Below are 19,634 nucleotides of genomic sequence, written 5' to 3' on the forward strand. Positions count from 1 at the left end.
TCCGTGTTAATGTTATTCGAGATTCAAATAAAATCTCCTGCATCTTTCGACAAATTTTTTTCTAATGCTGTGATAAAATTTAAGATGTCTTCGTCTGTGAATTTTTTGGGACCTTTTGTATACTTACCGCTGCGTCTGTCCTTTGCTGATAAATAACGAAACTGCAGAGCGGTGTCGATATTTTCTTCGGTATACTGCTTACCTCTCGGAGTAACAACAAGAACGTCCTTTCTAAGTAAAAGACCAGCCAATCCAATATCCTGTGTGATCACAAGATCATTTTTTTGCACATGGTTGACTATGTATAAGTCTGCCTCTTCCTTTCCTGTATCAACAAAGACCCAGCTTCCGCCATATGTTTTGTCTGAGTTATGATTGTAGGAGGCAACAAAAATGACTTCTATATTGTATTTATTAGCCACCTCCATTATTTGCTGCTTTACAGGGCAAGCATCGGCATCAACGTAAATTTTCATTGTTTTTTCGTCATAAATTTCTATTCTACATCACTCCGACAGAATCCTTCTTAATACTCGCTAAAAACTAAAAATTTGTGACAAACACAAATACAGCTTTTGTCGAAAAATATTTACCATTTAATCTTGACAGTTTACAATTTATAGTTTATTCCTACATGTCAAGTTCTAAACCTAAAAAAAATATTTTATCACAATTTTTTATTATAATATAAAAAAAGTTAAATATCTATTGTTTTTTATAAGAAAAGCGCAAGGCGTTTAGCATAAGGCGAATAGGAATAGAAGGTGTTCTTTACCTTCAATTCCTATTTGACTAGACCTTAGTGGCAGTTAAAAACGCGACGTCCTGTCGCATTAACTGCACTTGCACGTCCTGTGCTCCGCCGATGGGGCCTGGAGCTAGACACTAAAACTAAATACAAAATTTTCTTTCTTAAACATTAAGAAAAGCGCAAGCGCCTTGCTCAGCCTAGGGCAAATAAGACGCTCATGAATTGAAGGCGTTCTTTGCCTTCAATTCTAAATTGGCTAGACCCTAGAGAGTGGCTAGGCGCTGGCAGTCAAAAGCGCGACGTTAATCGCACTGACTGCACTAGCACGTCCTGTGCTCGTAGCTGGATGTCAAAGCGCAGACAAATGTATAAGTATTCTTCATTTAAAAACGAAGAGGTTTGGCTCTAGTTATCGATGTTCATACTATCTCTGGGAGCCACCCTCATCGCTTATAACCTGTTATCCATTTTGTTTGTTCATAAAATTCGCGATAATATTAGCTGTTTCCTCCACTGCTTTATTTGAAACATCAATTACTTGGCAGCCAATCTTATCAACAATACTGTCAAAGTATTCTAATTCCTCTTTAATGCGGTTAATATTGGCATAGAATGCTTCATCATTAAGTCCTAATGATTTTAAACGTTCTCTGCGAATATTGTTTAGCTTATCCGGACTAATTCGCAAACCGATGCATTTTTGTGCCGACACTTTGTACAATTCCTCTGGAGGTTCGACCTCAGGTACAATTGGAACATTGGCCACTTTAAAGCGTTTATGGGCAAGATATTGAGATAAAGGAGTTTTGGATGTTCTGGATACGCCAATCAATACAATATCAGCCTTTAAAATACCTCTTGGGTCACGACCATCATCATATTTAACTGCAAACTCTATTGCTTCAACCTTTTTAAAGTAATCATCATCAAGTTTACGTACTCGACCAGGCTCATATTTAGCAGCAGTACCATAAGATGCTTCCATTTTATCAATTAACGGGCCGATAATATCATAATAGATAACCCCTTGTTTTATAGCCTCTTGGATTAAAAACTCCCTTAATTCAGGAATAACGAGAGTAAAACAAACAATCGCTTTGTCTTTTTTTGCTAACGCAATAACCTCAGTTATGGTACCTTTATCCTCCACATATGGAATACGTTTAATTTTTGTGTTTGCAGATACACCATTAAATTGACTTGCAGCTGCTTTTACAACAAGCTCAGCAGTTTCACCAACTGAATCTGATACAACATAAATCATACGGTAGCTCATCGTTTTTCCCCATTTCCTTTTTCTTAGCTAAAATTCCTGCGCAAAACCAACCAGGATTTTTGTCATATTTGTCTTCGTTATTCTCCCTATTACTTCGAGACCTTCATCAGTGTCTTTTACAACAGGTAAAGCATCTATTTGTTTTTCAATTAGCGCCTTGGCCACATCTAAGATAAGATCATCTGGCCTGCAAACTGTTATATTCGGCATTCTAGTCATAATAATATTTACCGGTATCGATGTGAGCTCCTGTTTCCCTATACTTGTACGTAATAAATCTTTTCGTGAAAGGACTCCAACCAAATGAGATTGATCATCAACAACAAATAATGTTCCAACATCCTCTAAAAACATGGTGCAGATCGCATCGTAAACGGAAATTTTCACACTTACAACAATAGGGATGGATTGAAAATCCTTTACCCGAAGCTTTTTTAACTCATCTGTTAAACGTTGTGTATCTGTTTTGCCTGTATAATAATAACCAACTCGAGGTCTTGCTTCCAAATATCCAGCCATAGTTAAAATCGCTAAGTCTGGTCGTAGGGTTGCTCTTGTTAGATGAAGCTGGTCAGCAATTTGCTCCCCAGTAATTGGGCCGTTTTCCTTAACAATTTCCAAAATTTGCTCTTGCCGTTTATTAAGTTCGATTTTACTCACCACCCTTGCCTCATCTATTTCATCGCCTTTTAAGTCACCAATTATAAAAAGAATACGTACTGCTTTATAAGCAAATAGGTTATACTATATAAAATTATTATATACTTTAATATTATTTTGAAAAGTAGTTTGTTTTATCTTTCTTTAAACCGTTTATGAATAAAAGAAAGAGGTCTGACATATCTGCCAAACCCCATTTGATTTTCAAGAGCTTTATTATTTTACAAGGATTACACTCATTTTTGCAAACGATTCGATAAGCGTTGAAAGCTTTACCATTTGAGCTAAGCGGTTTGCTTTGATGTTTTCATCCTCTGACATGACCATCGTATGTTCAAAGTAATCATTTATGACACTTTTTAAGCTTGCTAAAATATGATAAACTTCTCGCTCATTACCGGCAGTTTTTTGTGTGTTTATCCTTTCTGCTGCATCTACATATGCCTCATAAAGTGATCTCTCATATTCGCTATCGAACAATTGTACATTTATTTCTTGATCAGCGCCTTTTTTCGCGATGTTCATTACGCGTGCAAGTGCCTCTACTGTTTCTTTAAAATCTTCTTCGCTTGAGGCTGCTTCAAGAACCTTTGCCCTTTCTACCATTGACGTCACTTCAAATGTAGAAGAGTCTAAAACAGCTTCAACTAAGTCATAACGAATTTCTTCTTCTGCTAATAAATATTTTATGCGAAGTTTAAAGAATGCTTGGAGCTCTTTGCTTGCTTCAACTGTTTCTTTATCCCCAAATAATGTAAGGGCCATTTGAATCAATTCAGGTAATTCAAGCTTCCATTTCTTATGAAGAAGGATTTGCACGATTCCGCTCGCTTGTCTTCTTAATGCATATGGGTCTTGAGAACCTGTTGGAATTTTGCCGATTGCAAAGAATCCCGAGATGGTATCAAGCTTATCTGCTAAAGCAACAACTGCTCCGACTGTTGAAGCAGGTGCTTCATCCTCTGCATGACGCGGCATGTAATGTTCATTAATAGCAATAGAAACAGCTTCTTTTTCACCACTTATCCGAGCATATTTTTCACCAATTTTCCCTTGAAGCTCAGGAAATTCATAAACCATATTTGTCACTAGGTCAAACTTACAAATAGATGCAGCGCGTTTTATATCCTGTTTTTCTTCACTGCCGACTCCTAGTTTTTCTGCTAGTAAGCCTGAAAGCATCACAATACGGTTAACCTTTTCTCCTAACGTTCCCAACTCTTCATGAAAAACAATTTTATTTAGTTTCTGAACCGCATCTTCAATTTTCAGCTTTTGGTCTTCTTTATAGAAGAAGTTTGCATCAGAAAGTCTTGCCCGGAGTACTTTTTCATTTCCCCTCGCCACATTTTCAAGGTGATGATGATCACCATTACGAACTGTAACAAAAAACGGTTGAAGTTGGCCGCTTTGATTTCTTACTGGGAAGTAGCGTTGATGCTCCTTCATCGTTGTAACTAAAACTTCATCAGGCAAAGCCAAATATTCCTTTTCAAAATTTCCGAATAATACAGTTGGGTATTCAACTAAATTATTGACCTCTTCAAGCAAGTCTTCATCTACAGGAATGACCCAATCCTGTGCTTTCTCAAGATCAGTTAATTGATTGACAATCGCTTCTTTCCTTTTTACAGGATCAGCGATGACAAATTGCTCTAATAAAGCCGCTTCATATAATGACGGTGCAGCAATTTCAACCTTAGCACCTAAAAAACGGTGTCCATAGCTAAAGGAATTTGTGTGTACACCTGCGATTTCAAATGGGATGACATCCTTGCCAAATAAAGCCACAAGCCATTTGATCGGCCTAATATACCGCATTTCCTGACTTCCCCAGCGCATATTTTTAGGAAATGTTAAGCCTGTGATGATTTGACGCATTTCCGTCAATAGCTCTTTCGTCTCTTTTCCCGCGATAAATTTCTGCACATGGGCGTACTCGACACCTTTAATCTCTTTAAAATAAATATCGTCTACAGAAGCACCTTGACCTTTTGTAAAGCCGATTGCCGCTTTGGACCAATTGCCGTTTTCATCAAGCGCGATTTTTTTCGCCGGACCTTTTGCTTCCTCTTCAATATCTGGCTGTTTATCTGCAACATCCTTAACTAATACGGCTAATCTTCTAGGAGTTGAATAGGCTTTTACCGTTCCAAAAGAAAGCTTCTGATCCTTTAACCAATTTGTTACCTTTTCACTGAACTGATTCATTGCATCTGTTACATAATGTGCCGGAACTTCCTCTAAGCCAATTTCAATTAATAGATCCTGCTTACTCATCCTTTGCTCCTCCTTCCTTATTTAACATTGGGAAACCAAGTTTTTCCCTTTCTTCATAAAAGGTTTTTGCTACTTTACGTGCTAAATTACGGACCCGGCCGATATAACCTGTTCGTTCTGTGACAGAAATAGCCCCTTTTGCATCAAGCAGGTTAAACGTATGGGAGCATTTTAAAACATAATCATATGCTGGGTGGACAAGCCCTTCGTCCATTTGACGATTTGCTTCTTTTTCATAGGTTGAGAACAATTGAAATAACATGTCAGTGTCAGATGTTTCAAATGTATATTTTGAATGCTCATATTCAGGCATTAAGAAAATATCCCGAATCGTAAAGCCGTCTGTCCACTCTAAATCAAAAACATTTTCTTTATCTTGGATATATGATGCCAATCTCTCAATTCCATACGTAATTTCAGCAGATACTGGTTTACATTCTAAACCGCCGACTTGTTGAAAATATGTAAATTGTGTGATTTCCATTCCATCAAGCCACACTTCCCAGCCCAAACCGGCACAGCCTAGTGAAGGATTTTCCCAGTTATCCTCAACAAAGCGAATATCATGCTCTAACGGGTCAATTCCAAGAGCACGTAATGAATCCAAATATAATTCCTGAATATTATCCGGGGATGGCTTCATGATCACTTGGAACTGATGATGCTGATAAAGTCTGTTCGGATTTTCCCCATATCTTCCATCAGCAGGTCTTCTTGATGGTTCCACATATGCGACCTTCCATGGCTCTGGTCCAATACTTCTTAAAAATGTATATGGACTCATTGTTCCCGCACCTTTTTCAGTATCATAGGCTTGCATCAGCACACAGCCTTGATCAGACCAATGCTTTTGCAGCGTTAAAATCATGTCTTGAATATTCATTGATTCCTTACACCTCCATAATAAATAAAAGCATAATGCTTTTGTCATTCTTTTATGATGACAAAAAAACAAAAAGCCCTCATCCTTATGCCACCATTCATGACATAGGGACGAGAGCATACCCGCGGTTCCACCCTAATTGCTTATCATTTTAAAAAAGATAATAAGCCACTTAAAAATACTGCTCCGGAATGCCTTTCGTTACGAACCAATCCTTAGCTTTCACCGTCCTAAGGTCGCTTTCATTGGGTTATTCGTAAGTACTCTTTTCCTTCAACGCAAAATGTTAAATTATACTTGCATATTAATCGAAAAATGATCGGATGTCAACAGCGCACATACTATAGTTTTCCTTTTAAGGAATCTACTTGATCTAAAAATCGTTTAGACTTCAGTATCAGACCTGAATATTCTTGATAATAGGCTTGGATCACCGATTTTAATTCACTTTTCGTTTCAGGCTTTACTGAAATATTCCCTAGTCGACTTAAATCAAAATAATAAAACAGCCGTAATAATTTTACCGTTATTCGAGATATTTGTAACCTGTAAGGATCATGCTCAAAGCATCTATGGCAGATAAATCCGCCTTCTCGGATTGAAAAATGAAAAGTGCCATCCTTACTTTCACATAAAACACAACCGTCAAGCAGGGGGTGAAGACCTAAAACGGTCAACATTTTCATTTCAAAAATATTAACCAAGATATCCGGGTCGACTCCGTCATCTAAATATTCAAAAGTCTGTTTTAACAGTTCAAATAAGTAGGGATTACGCTCATGATTTTCTGTGCTTTTATCCAGTAATTCAGCTATGTAAGAAGCATATGCGGTTAGGAAAATATCCTCGCGAATTCCCCTTAAAGAACGAATCGTCTCCCCTTGCTGAAGACTGCCTAAACCACTTGTTTTTTGAAATAAAAATGTTCCATACGTAAAAAGTTGGGTAATGGACGTAAGGCGACTATTTGTTTTTTTCGCGCCCCTTGCCATTACCCCAACTTTTCCAGCTTCACGGGTATATATGGTAATGATTTTGTTTGTTTCACCGTAATCCGTTGTTCGAATTACAATTCCTTCACATTTTTGAAGCAAATTTCCCTCACCTTCCAAAGGTTTAGGCAAGATTTAGGAAATTGGAAAATCCATTTCAGCTAGTTCATCATCTTGAGAATCGGGTCCGTCATCATTCTCCTTTTCTAATTCTTTAAAAAGAAGATACGTATCAATGCTACCTGTTTGCGAAAAGACCTTCCAGGTAAAATCCAACATAAAAACCCCACCTTTCAGTTGTTAACACTAGCAAGCAATTTATATCCAATTTCTTTATAGTTATCTTGACCTTCTTTAGTCCGATTCATGTTAAACAATTTTTGCTAATACATTTTATGAATAGGAAAAGTATTTGTTTAGTAGATCGTTATGAAGCACATTTAATTGGCTGATCAGAGCAAAGGAAATGGATTAATATTCATCTTCCCTAAATCCATAATCTCTTAACTGTGAAGCTTTATTTCGCCAATCCTTCTGAACCTTCACCCATAACTCTAAAAAGACCTTAGACCCTAGCAATGCCTCAATATCAGCACGAGCCCTTTTACCAATCTCTTTGAGCATGCTTCCTTTTTTTCCTATAATAATCCCTTTTTGAGAGTCACGCTCTACAATGATTGTAGCTCCTACAAAAATAGCTTGATTATTTTCGCGTCTTTCAAGTGTGTCCATGACAACTGCAACTGAGTGTGGGATTTCCTCCCTCGTTAAGTGAAGAACTTTTTCACGAACCAACTCCGTAATGATAAAGCGCTCGGGATGATCTGTTACTTGATCCTCAGGATAGTATTGAGGACCTTCCGGTAAGATTTCCTCAATTTGCTTCAAGAGCCTTTCTACATTATTCCCTTGCAAAGCAGAGATCGGGACAATTTCTCTAAAAGGATATAGATTTTTATATTGCTCGATTAAAGGTAAAATCTCATCTGGATGAATTTGATCAATCTTGTTAATGATCAAAAAAACAGGTGTATTAGTCTGTTTTAATCGTTCAATGATAAACTCATCCCCTCGACCATAGCCTTCTTCGGCGTTAATCATAAAAAGAATGAGATCCACTTCTTTTAAGGTGTTATGAGCTACCTTCATCATAAAATCTCCGAGCTTATGCTTTGGCTTGTGAATACCCGGTGTATCGATAAAAATCGTTTGTGAACTGTTTGTTGTATAAACACCTTGGATTTTGTTTCTAGTTGTTTGCGGTTTATCACTCATAATCGCAATTTTTTGACCGATTACCCGATTAATAAACGTTGACTTTCCGACATTTGGCCTTCCAATAATTGAAACAAATCCTGATTTATATCCTTGACTATTACTCATGTAAATCCTCCGCTGAAAATGCTCCTGGTAGTAAATCTTGTACGGTTAATTCTTCAATATCACCATGAAGGTTTGTTAAAATGACTTTCATATCCTTTGGACAAAGTTCTGAAATGACTTGACGGCATGCTCCACATGGCGGAACTGGTCTTTTCGTATCAGCAACAACTGCTATTGCAGCATACTCTTTGTCACCTTCAGAAAAAGCTTTAAAAAGGGCTGTACGTTCAGCACAATTGGTCATGCTGTAGGCAGCATTTTCAATATTACAGCCTCTATATATTTTACCATCTTTTGTTAACAAAGCGGCGCCTACATTAAATTTTGAGTAGGGAGTATAGGCCATATCACGTGCTGCTTTAGCTTCTTTGATGAGTTGTTCAATGTTCACTAACTTTCTTCCTTCCCTAAAGGCAATTTCCATTGCCTACCTTTATTTTACCTAATTTTCACAGTGAATTCACGTTTTCAACGATTTTGTAATTTAAATGTAAGAATTTTCGGAATACATTCGCAATAAACTTAAAATATGTAAATATAACCTTAAAAATTTAAAACGTTCAAGTTTCGATTAAAAATCAAATATGATTGAACATAATGATAATTCCTATTATAACCGAAAGAATTGCATAAACCAAAACGGCACCCGCAGCAGCATCTTTTCCCGCCTTTGCCAACGGCTTAAATTCATCAGTAACTAAATCAACGACATGCTCGATCGCCGTATTCATTAATTCCAAAGCCAGCATTCCACCGATTAAGAACAGGATGATCACCCACTCCATTAATGTGAATTCAAAGAAAAAACCAACGATAAACACCAAGATCGAAATTATCACATGAATTTGAAAATTCCGTTCTGTTTTCAACGTTTGGATAATTCCACTCCACGCAAATATAAAGCTTTTAGAAAACCTTCTCCACTCAGAGATCGGCTGATCTTTTAAGCCCATAGCTATCTAAAATTTCCTTTTGCTTAGTAAACATTCTTTTTTCATCTTCATCATTCATATGGTCATACCCAAGTAAATGCAGAAAACCATGGACAGCAAGAAATCCCAGTTCTCTCATAAATGAATGGCCATATTCAATTGCCTGTTCCCTTGCGCGAGGAATGGAAATGATAATATCACCTAACATAGGGGGTTGTTCCAATCCGACAATTTCGATTTCCCCCTCCCCCATTTCTTCTAAAGCAAAAGAAATGACATCTGTAGGTTGATTCTTATCACGGTAATCCCGATTTATCTCTTGGATACGCTCGTTTGTTACAAACGTAACAGATAACTCAGCATCTTGCTTTACATTTTCGACATCTGCTGCAAATTGCAGCAAATCCACTACTTTTGTTTGTTCTTCTTCTGTTAATTCATTTGTTTCGTCAATACAATCGATGATTAATCTCATGCTTGCTTCACCTTCTGTTTTTTAGTTAATTCTGGGTACTCAATTCTAGAATGGAAAATCCCTTTTAGCGATTCACAAAAAGACTTTGCAATAATATCAAGTTCTCTTAAGGTCAAATCACATTCATCTAATTGATGATCCTGCAGCCGATCCGAAATAATCGACCGAACAAGCTTTTCTATTTTTTCAGGTGTAGGGTTTGCCATTGAACGAACAGCTGCTTCCACACTATCAGCGATTGAAATAATCGCAATTTCCTTTGTTTGCGGTTTTGGACCAGGGTAACGGAACTCCTCTTCATAAATGGACGGATTTGTTTCCTTTGCTTGATGATAAAAATACTTTAATAAAGATGTACCATGGTGCTGTTCTGCAATATCTATAAATTCCTTTGGCATTTTATTCTTTTTTAACATCTCCACACCATCTGTTACATGTGAAATAATAACATTTTTACTTAGCTGTGGAGATAGTTTATTATGTGGGTTTTCAATATTCATTTGATTTTCAATAAAATACTGTGGACGCTTCGTTTTGCCAATATCATGATAATAGGCACCTACTCGTGCCAAAAGCCCATTTGCCCCTATTGCTTCACATGCAGACTCCGACAAATTCGCAACCATTACACTGTGATGATAAGTCCCTGGAGTTTCAGTCAAAATCTTTCGAAGCAATGGATGATTTGGATTTGAGAGCTCAATTAGCTTCATCGTTGATAGGATTCCAAATCCGGTTTCAAAAAATGGCATAAAACCAATAGTTAAAACGGAAGAAACTAATCCTGATACACAGGCCATTATAAAATATGAGCCAATTTCAACATTTGAATAGCTGCTGTTTCGAATGAGCATAATTGCGGTTATGACGAGTACGTTCATCCCGGCAACAAATAATCCCGCTTGTAAAATTTTCGATCTAAGATTATGCTCCCCAAAAAATAATACCGCTGCAAGACATCCAAATAAATAATAGATTCCTACAGAAAAGTTAAAACTGCCTGTTATACCTTCATTAAATATAACACTTCCGCAAATTGCAAATATCATACATGTCAAAATCGCTAACCGTTCATTAAGTAACAGTTTAACAAGCATAGCACCCATTGCTACAGGAACAAGATAACCGATATGGGTATAATCAATCTTTTGAAACAGACTAACGATTTTCATCAAAAGAATGGTAATGGCAAAAATTAAGCAATACAAAAGTAAAGAGTTGTTTTTCTTAGCAATAGGGTCATCCTTCTTTTCGAAATAGTAGATAACCCCAATAAGAATTAAAAGAATTAATAGTCCTAATCCTAAAAACGGTTTATATGATTGCTGATTGTCCAGCAGTCCTACTAATCCTAGCTTGCGATAAACTTCCCTGTTGATCAGTTCATTCTCTTCAACAAGGATTTGTCCTTGTTTAATTTGAGATTCCTTCACCGCATCAACAGCTTGCTGTCTTTTTTCCTCTGTAGCATCCAGATCAAAAACAACATTTGGAGTAATCGCAAAACGAGCTAGTTCTGTAGCCGCTTGAAGTACTTCTGGTTTCAGCGATGTATATTGCAGTTCCTCAACAACCTGTTTTTTCGCTTCTGTCAATTGAATAATTGGAATTTCCTTGCTCATAATATTATTGACCGCTGTTACAACTGCATCCTTAGCAAGGATTAGCTCATCTTTGGTGGTAGTAAGCAAAGGAATAAAGGTTTCCTTTGAAATTTTGTTGTTTATTGATGGTGTTAATTTATCTTGTAAACGTTTTACCTTTTCTTCAGGAGTTAATATAGCTGTTGAGGTGTTTTCCTCATTTTTATTTGCTTCTTCCTCCTGATGAACTTCAATAATCGCATCGAAAATTGACGAAATAAGATCAACTTGTTTTTCGGAAATTTCCTTCTTTAACACATATTGATCTTCAACCGAATCATATGCCTCTTGTTTTTTTCGATCCGTTTCAACTTTATCCTCAACTGTAGTTGGCGAGTAAATCGTTTGATCGGAAACAGTAAAAAGCTCAATGTCTAATGTTTCTGGCTTCACATTACTATAAAGTGATACAAATAAAATAACAGCTAAAATGGCATATAAAAAAACATGGAGGAACTTATAATTATTTAGTTTTTCGATGAATTGATTTGGTTTTTGTTTCTCAGTCTTTTTCTTCTTCACAAAAGGCACCACCTTTTACTGCACATAAATCAAAAATTTTTAATACTTTTCTGTTCACTTCTTTCATTATTTCTTTTTATCGAAAAATGTTCAACCTTTAAGACAAAATATAACAAAAAAAGCACCTTTCCAAGGGTTTTTCCGATTATATTTTACAATAATCTTTTGTTTTCAACACCCCTAAAAAAGAAGTGACCCGAATTCAGGCTCGGGTCACTTAACCTTCATTGGCACTTTCATATGCTGAAATAATTTTTGCAACAAGCGGATGTCTTACTACATCTGATTGTTCCAGCTCTACAAATGAAATGCCGGAAACCTCTGCAAGGATATCTCTTGCAACCGTTAAACCTGATTTAACACCCTTTGGCAAATCAACCTGTGTACGGTCACCTGTGATAACCATTTTAGAGCCGAAGCCCAGCCGTGTCAGAAACATCTTCATTTGTGCTGGTGTTGTGTTTTGTGCTTCGTCTAAAATAACGAATGCATCATCTAACGTCCTGCCTCTCATATAGGCAAGAGGAGCGATTTCGATAGTACCTCTCTCAATAAGCCTTCCGGTATGCTCCATTCCTAAAACATCATGAAGTCCATCATATAAAGGTCTTAGGTAAGGATCTACCTTTTCTTTTAAATCTCCAGGTAAAAAGCCTAAGCTTTCACCGGCCTCAACAGCTGGTCTTGTTAAAATAATTCGTTTAACACTTCCGTTTTTTAAAGCATTAACAGCCATCACAACAGCTAAATATGTTTTACCCGTTCCAGCTGGCCCTATCCCAAAAACTAAATCCTTGTTTTGTATAGCAGCAATATAATGACGCTGACCCAAAGTTTTAACCCTGATGGATTTTCCTTTGGCAGTTTTTGCGATTTCTTGTACATACAGATGTTCAAATTGATCTAATCGTTGTTCTTTAGCCATGGTAATCCCATAGATCACATCACGTTCGCTAATATTTATCCCTTTGCGGATAATAACGAGCAGTGATTTTAACAGTTCATCCACCAGCTTAACGTGTTCGGAGTCACCTGAAACAAAAACGGCTCCGCCTCTCGTTACAATCGATACATTTAATTCTTCTTCGATTCGTTTAAGATGAACGTCATGATTTCCAAATAAAGCGATGGCTTCATTTGGATTTTCTAATTCTTGACTCAATGTCACTAATTCTTCTGGCATTCTTTAATCTCCCTGAACAATTGGTGTAGTTTTTACGATATTTTCTATGACTTGGTAATGAACGGTTAATTTTACTTTACCATTCTCAATCGACTCGTGCAAAACTTTTTCTCCAATTACTTTTTCACCTTCGCCCAGTTTATCCTCAATATTTTTACGGCCTCGATCTAATGCGGCTTCCTTTGCCTGTAATTCCGTATATTCTCTGGTGACTTTTTCATTCTCACGATACGTTTCTTTTATATATGCGATCGGCAAGGTAAAATTTAAAAATTTTACATACCTGACATCATCTTCAACAATATAAGAGGAAAATTCAGGATCTTTAAATCCCCAAATCGGAAGCTTAAAGGAACCAAATTGAAGATAATGCTTATGTTTATCTTCCCCAGTTAATACATGAAAAGTCGTCTTTAATGGAAGAGTAATCGTCGATAAATGCCATGTCTCACCGAAAATTTCTGCTTTCGCAGCCACTTTTTTCTGTTCATCCTCTTTTCCAATTAAACCAGAGACTAATATTTGCCCTTTTTGCACATTTTCATGTAAGGTTGTCAGTGGCTGCCCTTGCTCAACAAACATTTTCGTAATGGTTGCTTTTTTCTTTGCGACAATATGCCTTGGGCTTACAAGCTTTTCTTCTTCAGGTTGATTTTTTTCCACTACCTTTAAATGATAGGTTGTACCCGTTAGCTCTACACCCACCCATGTGATTTGTTCAATATTATCTGTTAAGCTTTTTTGAATTTCATCTGGATTTTCTACAAAAAATTGAAATTTGCCTGTTTTAACCCCGATACGTGATAGTTCTTTTTTAATTAAATGCTCTGTTTCAGGAGAGGCACCTTCAACTTTTATACCCCAAATCATATTTGATAAAGCGAAAATAACAAGCAAAAATGCAAACAGACCTAATACAAAACCGCTGTTTCGCCAAGATCTTCTTAGGAAAAATGGGAAACCCAATCTTTTTTCAAAATGGCATTTGCATTCATTTTTCCTCACGACTCTCCTTAAGGCATGTACATCTTGAAGGCGAATGAAAAAATTCATTCCTTCCTTGTGATTTCTGCTAACATTCCAAACAACGATCTTTTCACGAATGCAGTCATTTAAAAAACGTTCGGTTCCCCTTCCCTGAATACTTACTTTTACAATCCCAAACAAAAAACTTGTCCATTGATTTTTCATGCTCATCCCCCTATATAAACAGCATAGATATAGCTTATACTAGTCCATTGTTTGCCTGCTGTGTAAAAATTTAGTTTCCCTACACAGCAGACTTACCATCATGATTGAATTAAAGTTATTCGTCACGTTCCATCAAGATAGAGAACCTGACTTATTTTCCCTTCAAGAAGGATTTCTTCTGGTAAGATCGTCTTTATGACAAAGGCTTCTCCTTTAATTAAAAGTTGTCCTTGCTTTAATAGAAGACGAAGCTCCGTATCAGTGAATGTAAGGAGACCTCGATGATTTTCTATGTAAATATGAAGCTGTCCAACCATCGTAATTCTAGGAAGATCCATCATGACATCCGGCGGTAGTTCAATTGTATTTGTAATCCATTTTGTTAGCTGCTGACGCCACTTTTTTGCCATAAAAAAAGACCCCCTTTCATCTCATATGTATGAGAGAAAGCGGGTTCTTATAACACGATTATTGCTAGAAGTTATGAATGTCTTCTATTTCGAGTGTAATGTGGGTTTTGAGATCTTGGCGGACCTAAAATTTCGCTCCAAATAATCCCTTGAACCGCCTTTTGTTTATTAATACTAAGGCGGTTTTGGTTAATTGTTCTTTTTCCTTTCGGAAGCGGTACCTGACGATTAACCTTCTTATGTTGTTTTCTTACTTGGTTATCATTTAAAGCGTGTGCAGGTTGCAGATTTTTCATTTTTTCATATGCCTGCTGTACGGTTTCGACAACCTGAGTAGCCTCTTTCCGGTGCTTTTGCTCAATCGTCGTTTTTACGGGCTTAGGATATGGTCTTGAGTTTTTTCTTTCGTTTGGTTGATTCACCTGCTTTTTAGGTTGTTCATTAGGTGCTTCGTCTTTCTTGGATGTGAAAATTTTTGTGAACACCCAAGCAAGGATCCCCCAAACGATTGGATTTGTAATGATTTCTGTAAGCAGCTCCATAAGTTGCTCCCTCCTTTACATGAGGAATGGGATATGTGTCAAGTTTAAGAATTAAATAGGTTTAACTTAATTAGTATTGGTCATTATCACTATTGTCTTGATTAATTTTTCCGATTGAATCTCTCATATCTGTGTCTGCGGAGATGTTTTTAATATTCATATAATCCATTACACCGATGTTGCCAGAGCGCAGTGCTTCAGCCATAGCAAGAGGTACCTTTGCCTCTGCTTCCACAACCTTAGCCTTCATCTCCTGGACGCGAGCAAGCATTTCTTGTTCTTGAGCAACAGCCATCGCTCTTCTTTCTTCCGCTTTAGCCTGTGCAATTTTCTTGTCTGCTTCTGCTTGTTCTGTTTGTAATTCGGCACCAATGTTTTTACCGATATCTACATCTGCAATATCAATCGAAAGGATTTCAAAGGCCGTACCTGAATCCAGTCCTTTCCCTAAAACGGTTTGTGAGATTAGATCCGGATTTTCCAGCACTTTTTTATGGTTATCAGATGAACCGATCGTACTTACAATCCCTTCCCCAACACGAGCAATAATCGTATCTTCACCGGCACCCCCGACTAAGCGTTCAATATTTGCCCGCACAGTAATTCTTGCTTTTGCCTTCACTTCAATCCCATCCATCGCAACACCGGCGATAAACGGCGTTTCAATTACTTTAGGGTTAACGCTCATTTGAACGGCTTCTAACACGTCACGACCTGCGAGGTCAATTGCCGCACATCGTTCAAAGGTTAATTCAATATTCGCTCTTTCTGCTGCAATTAAAGCATTAACAACACGGTCTACATTTCCTCCAGCTAAATAATGGCTTTCTAGCTGATTTGTCGTGACACTTAGTCCTGCTTTGTGAGCTTTAATTAACGGGTTTACAACCCTGCTTGGAATAACGCGTCGTAATCTCATTCCAATCAAAGTAAAAATGCTTATTCTTACACCCGCTGCTAGTGCAGAAATCCATAAAGCTATTGGTACAAATGTAAAAAAAATGCCTAAAAAGATTAAACCTAAAATGACAAGTCCAATGATCAGTATCGCTGATGCTTCCATTGTTTTTCCTCCTCATATTTCATATTAATGTAATAAGTATCGTCATATTACATGCTAAGATTAACAATATTCTCAGTTCAGTTCTCTTACAACAATTCTTGCCCCTTCCACTTTGACAACTTTTACACGCTGTCCTTTTGCTATATAACTACCCTCTGTTACAACATCTATACGTTCTTCGGCAATCACAGCTGTTCCTGAAGGTCTTAACGTTGTCATAGCAACTCCTTCTAATCCTAATAAGTCAGTCCGCGATTTATTTGATACATAACCGCTTTCGGTATTTGTTGAGTCACGCAAGATTAATTTTTTAAATAGATTCATACGTTTTCCAAACACCTTTACTAATAAAATGGATGCTGTAATGGAAACAGCAAGAGCAATTCCTAATGAAATCGTCATATTGACAACATTACCTGAAGCAATATATAAGCTTGCGATGATGCTGCCAATACCCAAGACACCAAGTATGGCACCCGGTACAAACAGTTCTGCGATGAGAAATATAATACCTAATAAAAACAAAATAACGGATTCCATTCCTGCTAATCCCGCCACTAAGTGACCATAGAAAAATAGAAATAATGATGTTAGTCCTGCAAACCCAGCAAGACCGAAGCCTGGTGAATAAAGTTCAACAACTAATCCTAAGCTTCCAATTGATAACAGAATAGGGACAACAACCGGATGTGTAATAAATCGTGCAACTTTTTCAGCAAAGCTCTCTTTTGCTTTAATGATCTCAGCATTTGAAAGATTTAGTTGGTTTAATAAGTCTTGGCGGTCTTTTGCAGTCCCTTCTGAATAGCCAACCTCCAAGGCACTCTTTGACTCAAGAGTCAGCAAATCCCCTTTTCCAGCACCATATTCAGGGATATCAACTTCCTTATCTGCCATAGCTAACGCATATTTCGGATCACGTCCGTTTCGTTCTGCTGCTTCCTTTAATTCTGACAGCCAAAGTGATTGTGCCTTATCGTCTGCCGCATTCCCATCGCCGGTTATAATAGCGGCAGATCCCATCTGACTTCCTGGAGCCATATAGATTTTGTCAGCATTCAACGCTATATATGCCCCAGCAGAAATGGCTCTTCTGTTAATGTATGCTGTAATTGGAATTTCACTTGACCGCAGTGTATCCGCAATTTCCATTGCACCGTCAACAGCTCCGCCTAATGTATTAATTTCTAAGATGATATGATCGACTTCTTGAGCATTAGCTTCTGAGATCGTTCGCTTAATATATTGAGCGAGACCCTTCTCAACTGTTTCTTCAAGAGGAATAACATATACCTTTTGATGTGAATCAGCTCGAAGCTCCTGACTAAAACCTGTCAATAAGGATAAAATAAAAGCAAAAGCGATCATAAGCTGAAAAAAGCGCATTTTCATCGTCTAAACCCTCCTCTCAAGTGAGCCCTACTTTTAATACGATTTCGCTTTCAATTAGTTTCATTGTTTCTCAATAAATTTTATGTACGTTTTAAGTTTTCATTAAAATAAAGACTATTTTTTAAAAGCTTTTTTCTAATATAGGTGAGCTGAGTAATACAAATTTACTTTAAGCTTAAAGAACAACTGGTTTGCGAAAACATCCAAATATTAAAAGACACCTTGCATAGCAAGGTGTCTTAATATCATTTATGATAGTTGTTGTTGAACAAGCTTGTTTACAAGACTGCCGTCTGCTTTTCCTTTAACCTTGGGCATGAGTGCTCCCATTACTTTCCCCATATCTGCTTTAGATGAAGCATTGACCTCTGAAATGGTTTGTTTCACAATTTCAAGGACCTCTTCTTCAGAAAGCTGTTCAGGCATATAATTGACCAAAACGTCAATTTCAGCTTGTGTTTTTTCTACTAAATCCAAACGATTAGCATTTTTAAATTCCTGGAGGGAGTCTTTACGTTGCTTTAATTCGCGAGAAAGAACCGTCAATTCTTCTTCTTCAGACAATTCGCTATTGCCAAGCTTAATGGCTTCATTTTGCAAAGCAGCCTTCACCATTCGAATGACAGCTAATTTGTCTTTTTCTTTGTTTTTCATCGCTTGTTTCATATCTTGATTAAATTGCTCAAGAAGACTCATCAGTACACCCTCTTTTAGTATTTGCGCTTTCTAGCTGCTTCAGACTTTTTCTTACGCTTTACGCTAGGTTTTTCATAGAATTCGCGCTTTCTAGCTTCTTGTATTGTACCACTTTTTGATACAGTACGTTTGAAACGACGAAGAGCATCTTCAAGCGACTCGTTTTTACGAACGACCGTTTTTGACATTCTCTTTCCCTCCCTCCGAATACAACCAATCGACATCTTTAAATAAAACATGTCTATAGTATGACTAAACATGTACTTTGCAATTATAATATAACGAATAATGCAGGTCAACTCATATCATAAAAAGTCCGTTTATAAAATATTCTTTGAATGATTTGATTATTTTATGCTAGCTTTAAATGACTGATTGTATATTCGTTCTATTATAGAAAAAAATGCGCTCACAAAAATTAATAATCAGAATTCGATGTTTCACCTTTTACAATTGCTACTCCTGAGCTTGCTCCAATACGAGTTGCACCGGCATTTATTAATGCTTCTGCACCTTTAGTATCACGGACTCCGCCAGATGCTTTAACACCAATATTAGGACCAACTGTCTTTCTCATCAATTCAATATCTTCTACAGTTGCTCCGCCTGTTGAAAACCCAGTTGAGGTTTTTACAAAGTCTGCTCCAGCTTTTACAGAAAGCTCACATGCTCTTACCTTTTCTTCTTCTGTTAGAAGACTGGTTTCGATAATTACCTTTGTCAATGCTTTCCCTTTTGCAGCTTCAACCACTGCTTTTATATCTCGTTCAACAAGTACATCATTATTATCTTTAAGGGCACCAATATTAATTACCATATCAACCTCAGTTGCTCCCTTTTCAATCGCATCCCTTGTTTCGAACGCTTTTGTTTCAGGTGTGTTAGCACCTAAAGGAAAACCAATTACCGTACATACTTTTACATCTGATCCTGCTAATAGCTGTGCAGCGGTTTCTATCCAGGTTGGATTTACACATACAGATGCAAATTTATATTCTTTGGCCTCATGACAAAGCTTTTCAATTATTTCCTTTGTAGTATCCGCTTTTAAAGCTGTGTGATCGATCATTTTTGCTATATTCGACAAGATCCATCGCTCCTTTATGTATATAGTTGTCTGACCTCTTACATCTTATCATTATTGAGAAATAAAAACGAGTACAAATTTAATTTGTACGAATTAAGACAATTTACACTACAAAGATGTAAGAAAAGCGCATGGCGCTAAGCATTCGACGACAAGCATAAGGCGAATCGGAATAGAAGGAGTTCTTTACCTTCAATTTCGATTTGACTAGACCCTAGAGACAGTTAAAAACGCGACGTCCTGTCGCATTAACTGCACTTGCACGTCCTGTGC

General features: G+C 37.1%; 21 protein-coding genes and 1 other annotated feature. All 21 genes read right to left on the reverse strand.

Going from position 1 to position 19,634, the window contains the following annotated elements; translation table 11 throughout:
• Window positions 1–23: 23 nt before the first annotated feature.
• The 21 genes from ACSVDH_RS19995 to deoC all read right to left on the reverse strand — a co-directional run bounded on the left by ACSVDH_RS19995 (window position 24) and on the right by deoC (window position 19,343).
• Entirely contained in the window at window positions 24–476 is a 453-nt protein-coding gene (locus ACSVDH_RS19995) for a YaiI/YqxD family protein (RefSeq protein ID WP_439250072.1), read from the reverse strand.
• Window positions 477–1,211: 735 nt separating this feature from the next.
• Complete coding sequence (locus ACSVDH_RS20000) at window positions 1,212–2,027, reverse strand: pyruvate, water dikinase regulatory protein (RefSeq protein ID WP_439250071.1); 816 nt, start codon at window positions 2,025–2,027, stop codon at window positions 1,212–1,214.
• A gap of 27 nt (window positions 2,028–2,054) precedes the next feature.
• Complete coding sequence (gene ccpN / locus ACSVDH_RS20005) at window positions 2,055–2,687, reverse strand: transcriptional regulator CcpN (RefSeq protein WP_046590651.1); 633 nt, start codon at window positions 2,685–2,687, stop codon at window positions 2,055–2,057.
• 216 nt (window positions 2,688–2,903) lie between these two features.
• On the reverse strand, window positions 2,904–4,967 hold the full coding sequence (gene glyS / locus ACSVDH_RS20010) for a glycine--tRNA ligase subunit beta (protein ID WP_439250070.1): 2,064 nt from the start codon (window positions 4,965–4,967) through the stop codon (window positions 2,904–2,906).
• Window positions 4,960–5,850 carry a glycine--tRNA ligase subunit alpha gene (gene glyQ / locus ACSVDH_RS20015; protein ID WP_439250069.1) on the reverse strand — a complete coding sequence of 297 codons (891 nt, stop codon included), beginning with the start codon at window positions 5,848–5,850 and terminating at the stop codon, window positions 4,960–4,962. Before glyQ ends, glyS begins: the two co-directional genes overlap by 8 nt.
• Before the next feature lie 103 nt (window positions 5,851–5,953).
• Window positions 5,954–6,136 (reverse strand) — a binding site (T-box leader).
• Window positions 6,137–6,191: 55 nt separating this feature from the next.
• The gene (gene recO / locus ACSVDH_RS20020) at window positions 6,192–6,944 is read right to left on the reverse strand and encodes a DNA repair protein RecO (RefSeq protein WP_439250068.1); all 753 of its coding nucleotides are present in this window, start codon (window positions 6,942–6,944) and stop codon (window positions 6,192–6,194) included.
• Window positions 6,945–6,977: 33 nt separating this feature from the next.
• A complete protein-coding gene (locus ACSVDH_RS20025) occupies window positions 6,978–7,121 on the reverse strand; it encodes a YqzL family protein (RefSeq protein ID WP_066334717.1) in 144 nt (47 codons plus the stop codon).
• Window positions 7,122–7,313: 192 nt separating this feature from the next.
• Window positions 7,314–8,225 (reverse strand): GTPase Era, encoded by a 912-nt coding sequence (gene era / locus ACSVDH_RS20030; RefSeq protein ID WP_439250066.1) that lies wholly within the window; start codon window positions 8,223–8,225, stop codon window positions 7,314–7,316.
• The gene (locus tag ACSVDH_RS20035; RefSeq protein WP_366945146.1) at window positions 8,218–8,649 is read right to left on the reverse strand and encodes a cytidine deaminase; all 432 of its coding nucleotides are present in this window, start codon (window positions 8,647–8,649) and stop codon (window positions 8,218–8,220) included. Before ACSVDH_RS20035 ends, era begins: the two co-directional genes overlap by 8 nt.
• A 154-nt stretch (window positions 8,650–8,803) precedes the next feature.
• The gene (locus ACSVDH_RS20040; protein WP_299087803.1) at window positions 8,804–9,178 is read right to left on the reverse strand and encodes a diacylglycerol kinase family protein; all 375 of its coding nucleotides are present in this window, start codon (window positions 9,176–9,178) and stop codon (window positions 8,804–8,806) included.
• Window positions 9,150–9,632, reverse strand: coding sequence for an rRNA maturation RNase YbeY (gene ybeY / locus ACSVDH_RS20045; RefSeq protein WP_439250065.1), 483 nt, complete (start codon window positions 9,630–9,632; stop codon window positions 9,150–9,152). Before ybeY ends, ACSVDH_RS20040 begins: the two co-directional genes overlap by 29 nt.
• The gene (locus tag ACSVDH_RS20050; protein ID WP_439250064.1) at window positions 9,629–11,797 is read right to left on the reverse strand and encodes an HD family phosphohydrolase; all 2,169 of its coding nucleotides are present in this window, start codon (window positions 11,795–11,797) and stop codon (window positions 9,629–9,631) included. The genes ybeY and ACSVDH_RS20050 overlap by 4 nt, the downstream gene beginning before the upstream one ends.
• A gap of 217 nt (window positions 11,798–12,014) precedes the next feature.
• The gene (locus ACSVDH_RS20055; RefSeq protein WP_299087798.1) at window positions 12,015–12,980 is read right to left on the reverse strand and encodes a PhoH family protein; all 966 of its coding nucleotides are present in this window, start codon (window positions 12,978–12,980) and stop codon (window positions 12,015–12,017) included.
• 3 nt (window positions 12,981–12,983) lie between these two features.
• A complete protein-coding gene (gene yqfD / locus ACSVDH_RS20060) occupies window positions 12,984–14,171 on the reverse strand; it encodes a sporulation protein YqfD (protein WP_439250062.1) in 1,188 nt (395 codons plus the stop codon).
• A 122-nt stretch (window positions 14,172–14,293) separates the two neighbouring features.
• Window positions 14,294–14,581 carry a sporulation protein YqfC gene (yqfC, locus tag ACSVDH_RS20065; protein ID WP_439250061.1) on the reverse strand — a complete coding sequence of 96 codons (288 nt, stop codon included), beginning with the start codon at window positions 14,579–14,581 and terminating at the stop codon, window positions 14,294–14,296.
• 71 nt (window positions 14,582–14,652) lie between these two features.
• Window positions 14,653–15,123: a YqfB family membrane protein gene (locus ACSVDH_RS20070; RefSeq protein WP_439250060.1), complete on the reverse strand. Its 471-nt coding sequence runs from the start codon at window positions 15,121–15,123 to the stop codon at window positions 14,653–14,655.
• A 70-nt stretch (window positions 15,124–15,193) separates the two neighbouring features.
• Window positions 15,194–16,186 carry a flotillin-like protein FloA gene (gene floA / locus ACSVDH_RS20075; RefSeq protein ID WP_299087787.1) on the reverse strand — a complete coding sequence of 331 codons (993 nt, stop codon included), beginning with the start codon at window positions 16,184–16,186 and terminating at the stop codon, window positions 15,194–15,196.
• A 72-nt stretch (window positions 16,187–16,258) separates the two neighbouring features.
• Window positions 16,259–17,578: an NfeD family protein gene (locus ACSVDH_RS20080; RefSeq protein ID WP_439250058.1), complete on the reverse strand. Its 1,320-nt coding sequence runs from the start codon at window positions 17,576–17,578 to the stop codon at window positions 16,259–16,261.
• A 249-nt stretch (window positions 17,579–17,827) separates the two neighbouring features.
• Complete coding sequence (locus ACSVDH_RS20085; protein WP_439250057.1) at window positions 17,828–18,274, reverse strand: GatB/YqeY domain-containing protein; 447 nt, start codon at window positions 18,272–18,274, stop codon at window positions 17,828–17,830.
• Window positions 18,275–18,288: 14 nt separating this feature from the next.
• Entirely contained in the window at window positions 18,289–18,462 is a 174-nt protein-coding gene (gene rpsU, locus ACSVDH_RS20090; protein ID WP_010678174.1) for a 30S ribosomal protein S21, read from the reverse strand.
• A gap of 230 nt (window positions 18,463–18,692) precedes the next feature.
• Window positions 18,693–19,343, reverse strand: a complete 651-nt coding sequence (deoC, locus tag ACSVDH_RS20095; protein ID WP_439250312.1) for a deoxyribose-phosphate aldolase — start codon at window positions 19,341–19,343, stop codon at window positions 18,693–18,695.
• Window positions 19,344–19,634 lie beyond the last annotated feature (291 nt).

This window comes from Metabacillus sp. Hm71 (assembly GCF_051842955.2).
Classification (GTDB): domain Bacteria; phylum Bacillota; class Bacilli; order Bacillales; family Bacillaceae; genus Metabacillus.

Bases quoted from the DNA above. Each gene is read 5' to 3' on its own strand.
- ACSVDH_RS19995 (WP_439250072.1), bottom strand. From the start codon at position 476: ATGAAAATTTACGTTGATGCCGATGCTTGCCCTGTAAAGCAGCAAATA.
- ACSVDH_RS20000 (WP_439250071.1), bottom strand. From the start codon at position 2,027: ATGAGCTACCGTATGATTTATGTTGTATCAGATTCAGTTGGTGAAACT.
- glyS (WP_439250070.1), bottom strand. From the start codon at position 4,967: ATGAGTAAGCAGGATCTATTAATTGAAATTGGCTTAGAGGAAGTTCCG.
- glyQ (WP_439250069.1), bottom strand. From the start codon at position 5,850: ATGAATATTCAAGACATGATTTTAACGCTGCAAAAGCATTGGTCTGAT.
- ACSVDH_RS20025 (WP_066334717.1), bottom strand. From the start codon at position 7,121: ATGTTGGATTTTACCTGGAAGGTCTTTTCGCAAACAGGTAGCATTGAT.
- era (WP_439250066.1), bottom strand. From the start codon at position 8,225: ATGAGTAATAGTCAAGGATATAAATCAGGATTTGTTTCAATTATTGGA.
- ACSVDH_RS20035 (WP_366945146.1), bottom strand. From the start codon at position 8,649: ATGGAAATTGCCTTTAGGGAAGGAAGAAAGTTAGTGAACATTGAACAA.
- ACSVDH_RS20040 (WP_299087803.1), bottom strand. From the start codon at position 9,178: ATGGGCTTAAAAGATCAGCCGATCTCTGAGTGGAGAAGGTTTTCTAAA.
- ybeY (WP_439250065.1), bottom strand. From the start codon at position 9,632: ATGAGATTAATCATCGATTGTATTGACGAAACAAATGAATTAACAGAA.
- ACSVDH_RS20055 (WP_299087798.1), bottom strand. From the start codon at position 12,980: ATGCCAGAAGAATTAGTGACATTGAGTCAAGAATTAGAAAATCCAAAT.
- yqfD (WP_439250062.1), bottom strand. From the start codon at position 14,171: ATGAAAAATCAATGGACAAGTTTTTTGTTTGGGATTGTAAAAGTAAGT.
- yqfC (WP_439250061.1), bottom strand. From the start codon at position 14,581: ATGGCAAAAAAGTGGCGTCAGCAGCTAACAAAATGGATTACAAATACA.
- ACSVDH_RS20070 (WP_439250060.1), bottom strand. From the start codon at position 15,123: ATGGAGCTGCTTACAGAAATCATTACAAATCCAATCGTTTGGGGGATC.
- floA (WP_299087787.1), bottom strand. From the start codon at position 16,186: ATGGAAGCATCAGCGATACTGATCATTGGACTTGTCATTTTAGGTTTA.
- ACSVDH_RS20080 (WP_439250058.1), bottom strand. From the start codon at position 17,578: ATGAAAATGCGCTTTTTTCAGCTTATGATCGCTTTTGCTTTTATTTTA.
- ACSVDH_RS20085 (WP_439250057.1), bottom strand. From the start codon at position 18,274: ATGAGTCTTCTTGAGCAATTTAATCAAGATATGAAACAAGCGATGAAA.
- rpsU (WP_010678174.1), bottom strand. From the start codon at position 18,462: ATGTCAAAAACGGTCGTTCGTAAAAACGAGTCGCTTGAAGATGCTCTT.
- deoC (WP_439250312.1), bottom strand. From the start codon at position 19,343: ATGATCGATCACACAGCTTTAAAAGCGGATACTACAAAGGAAATAATT.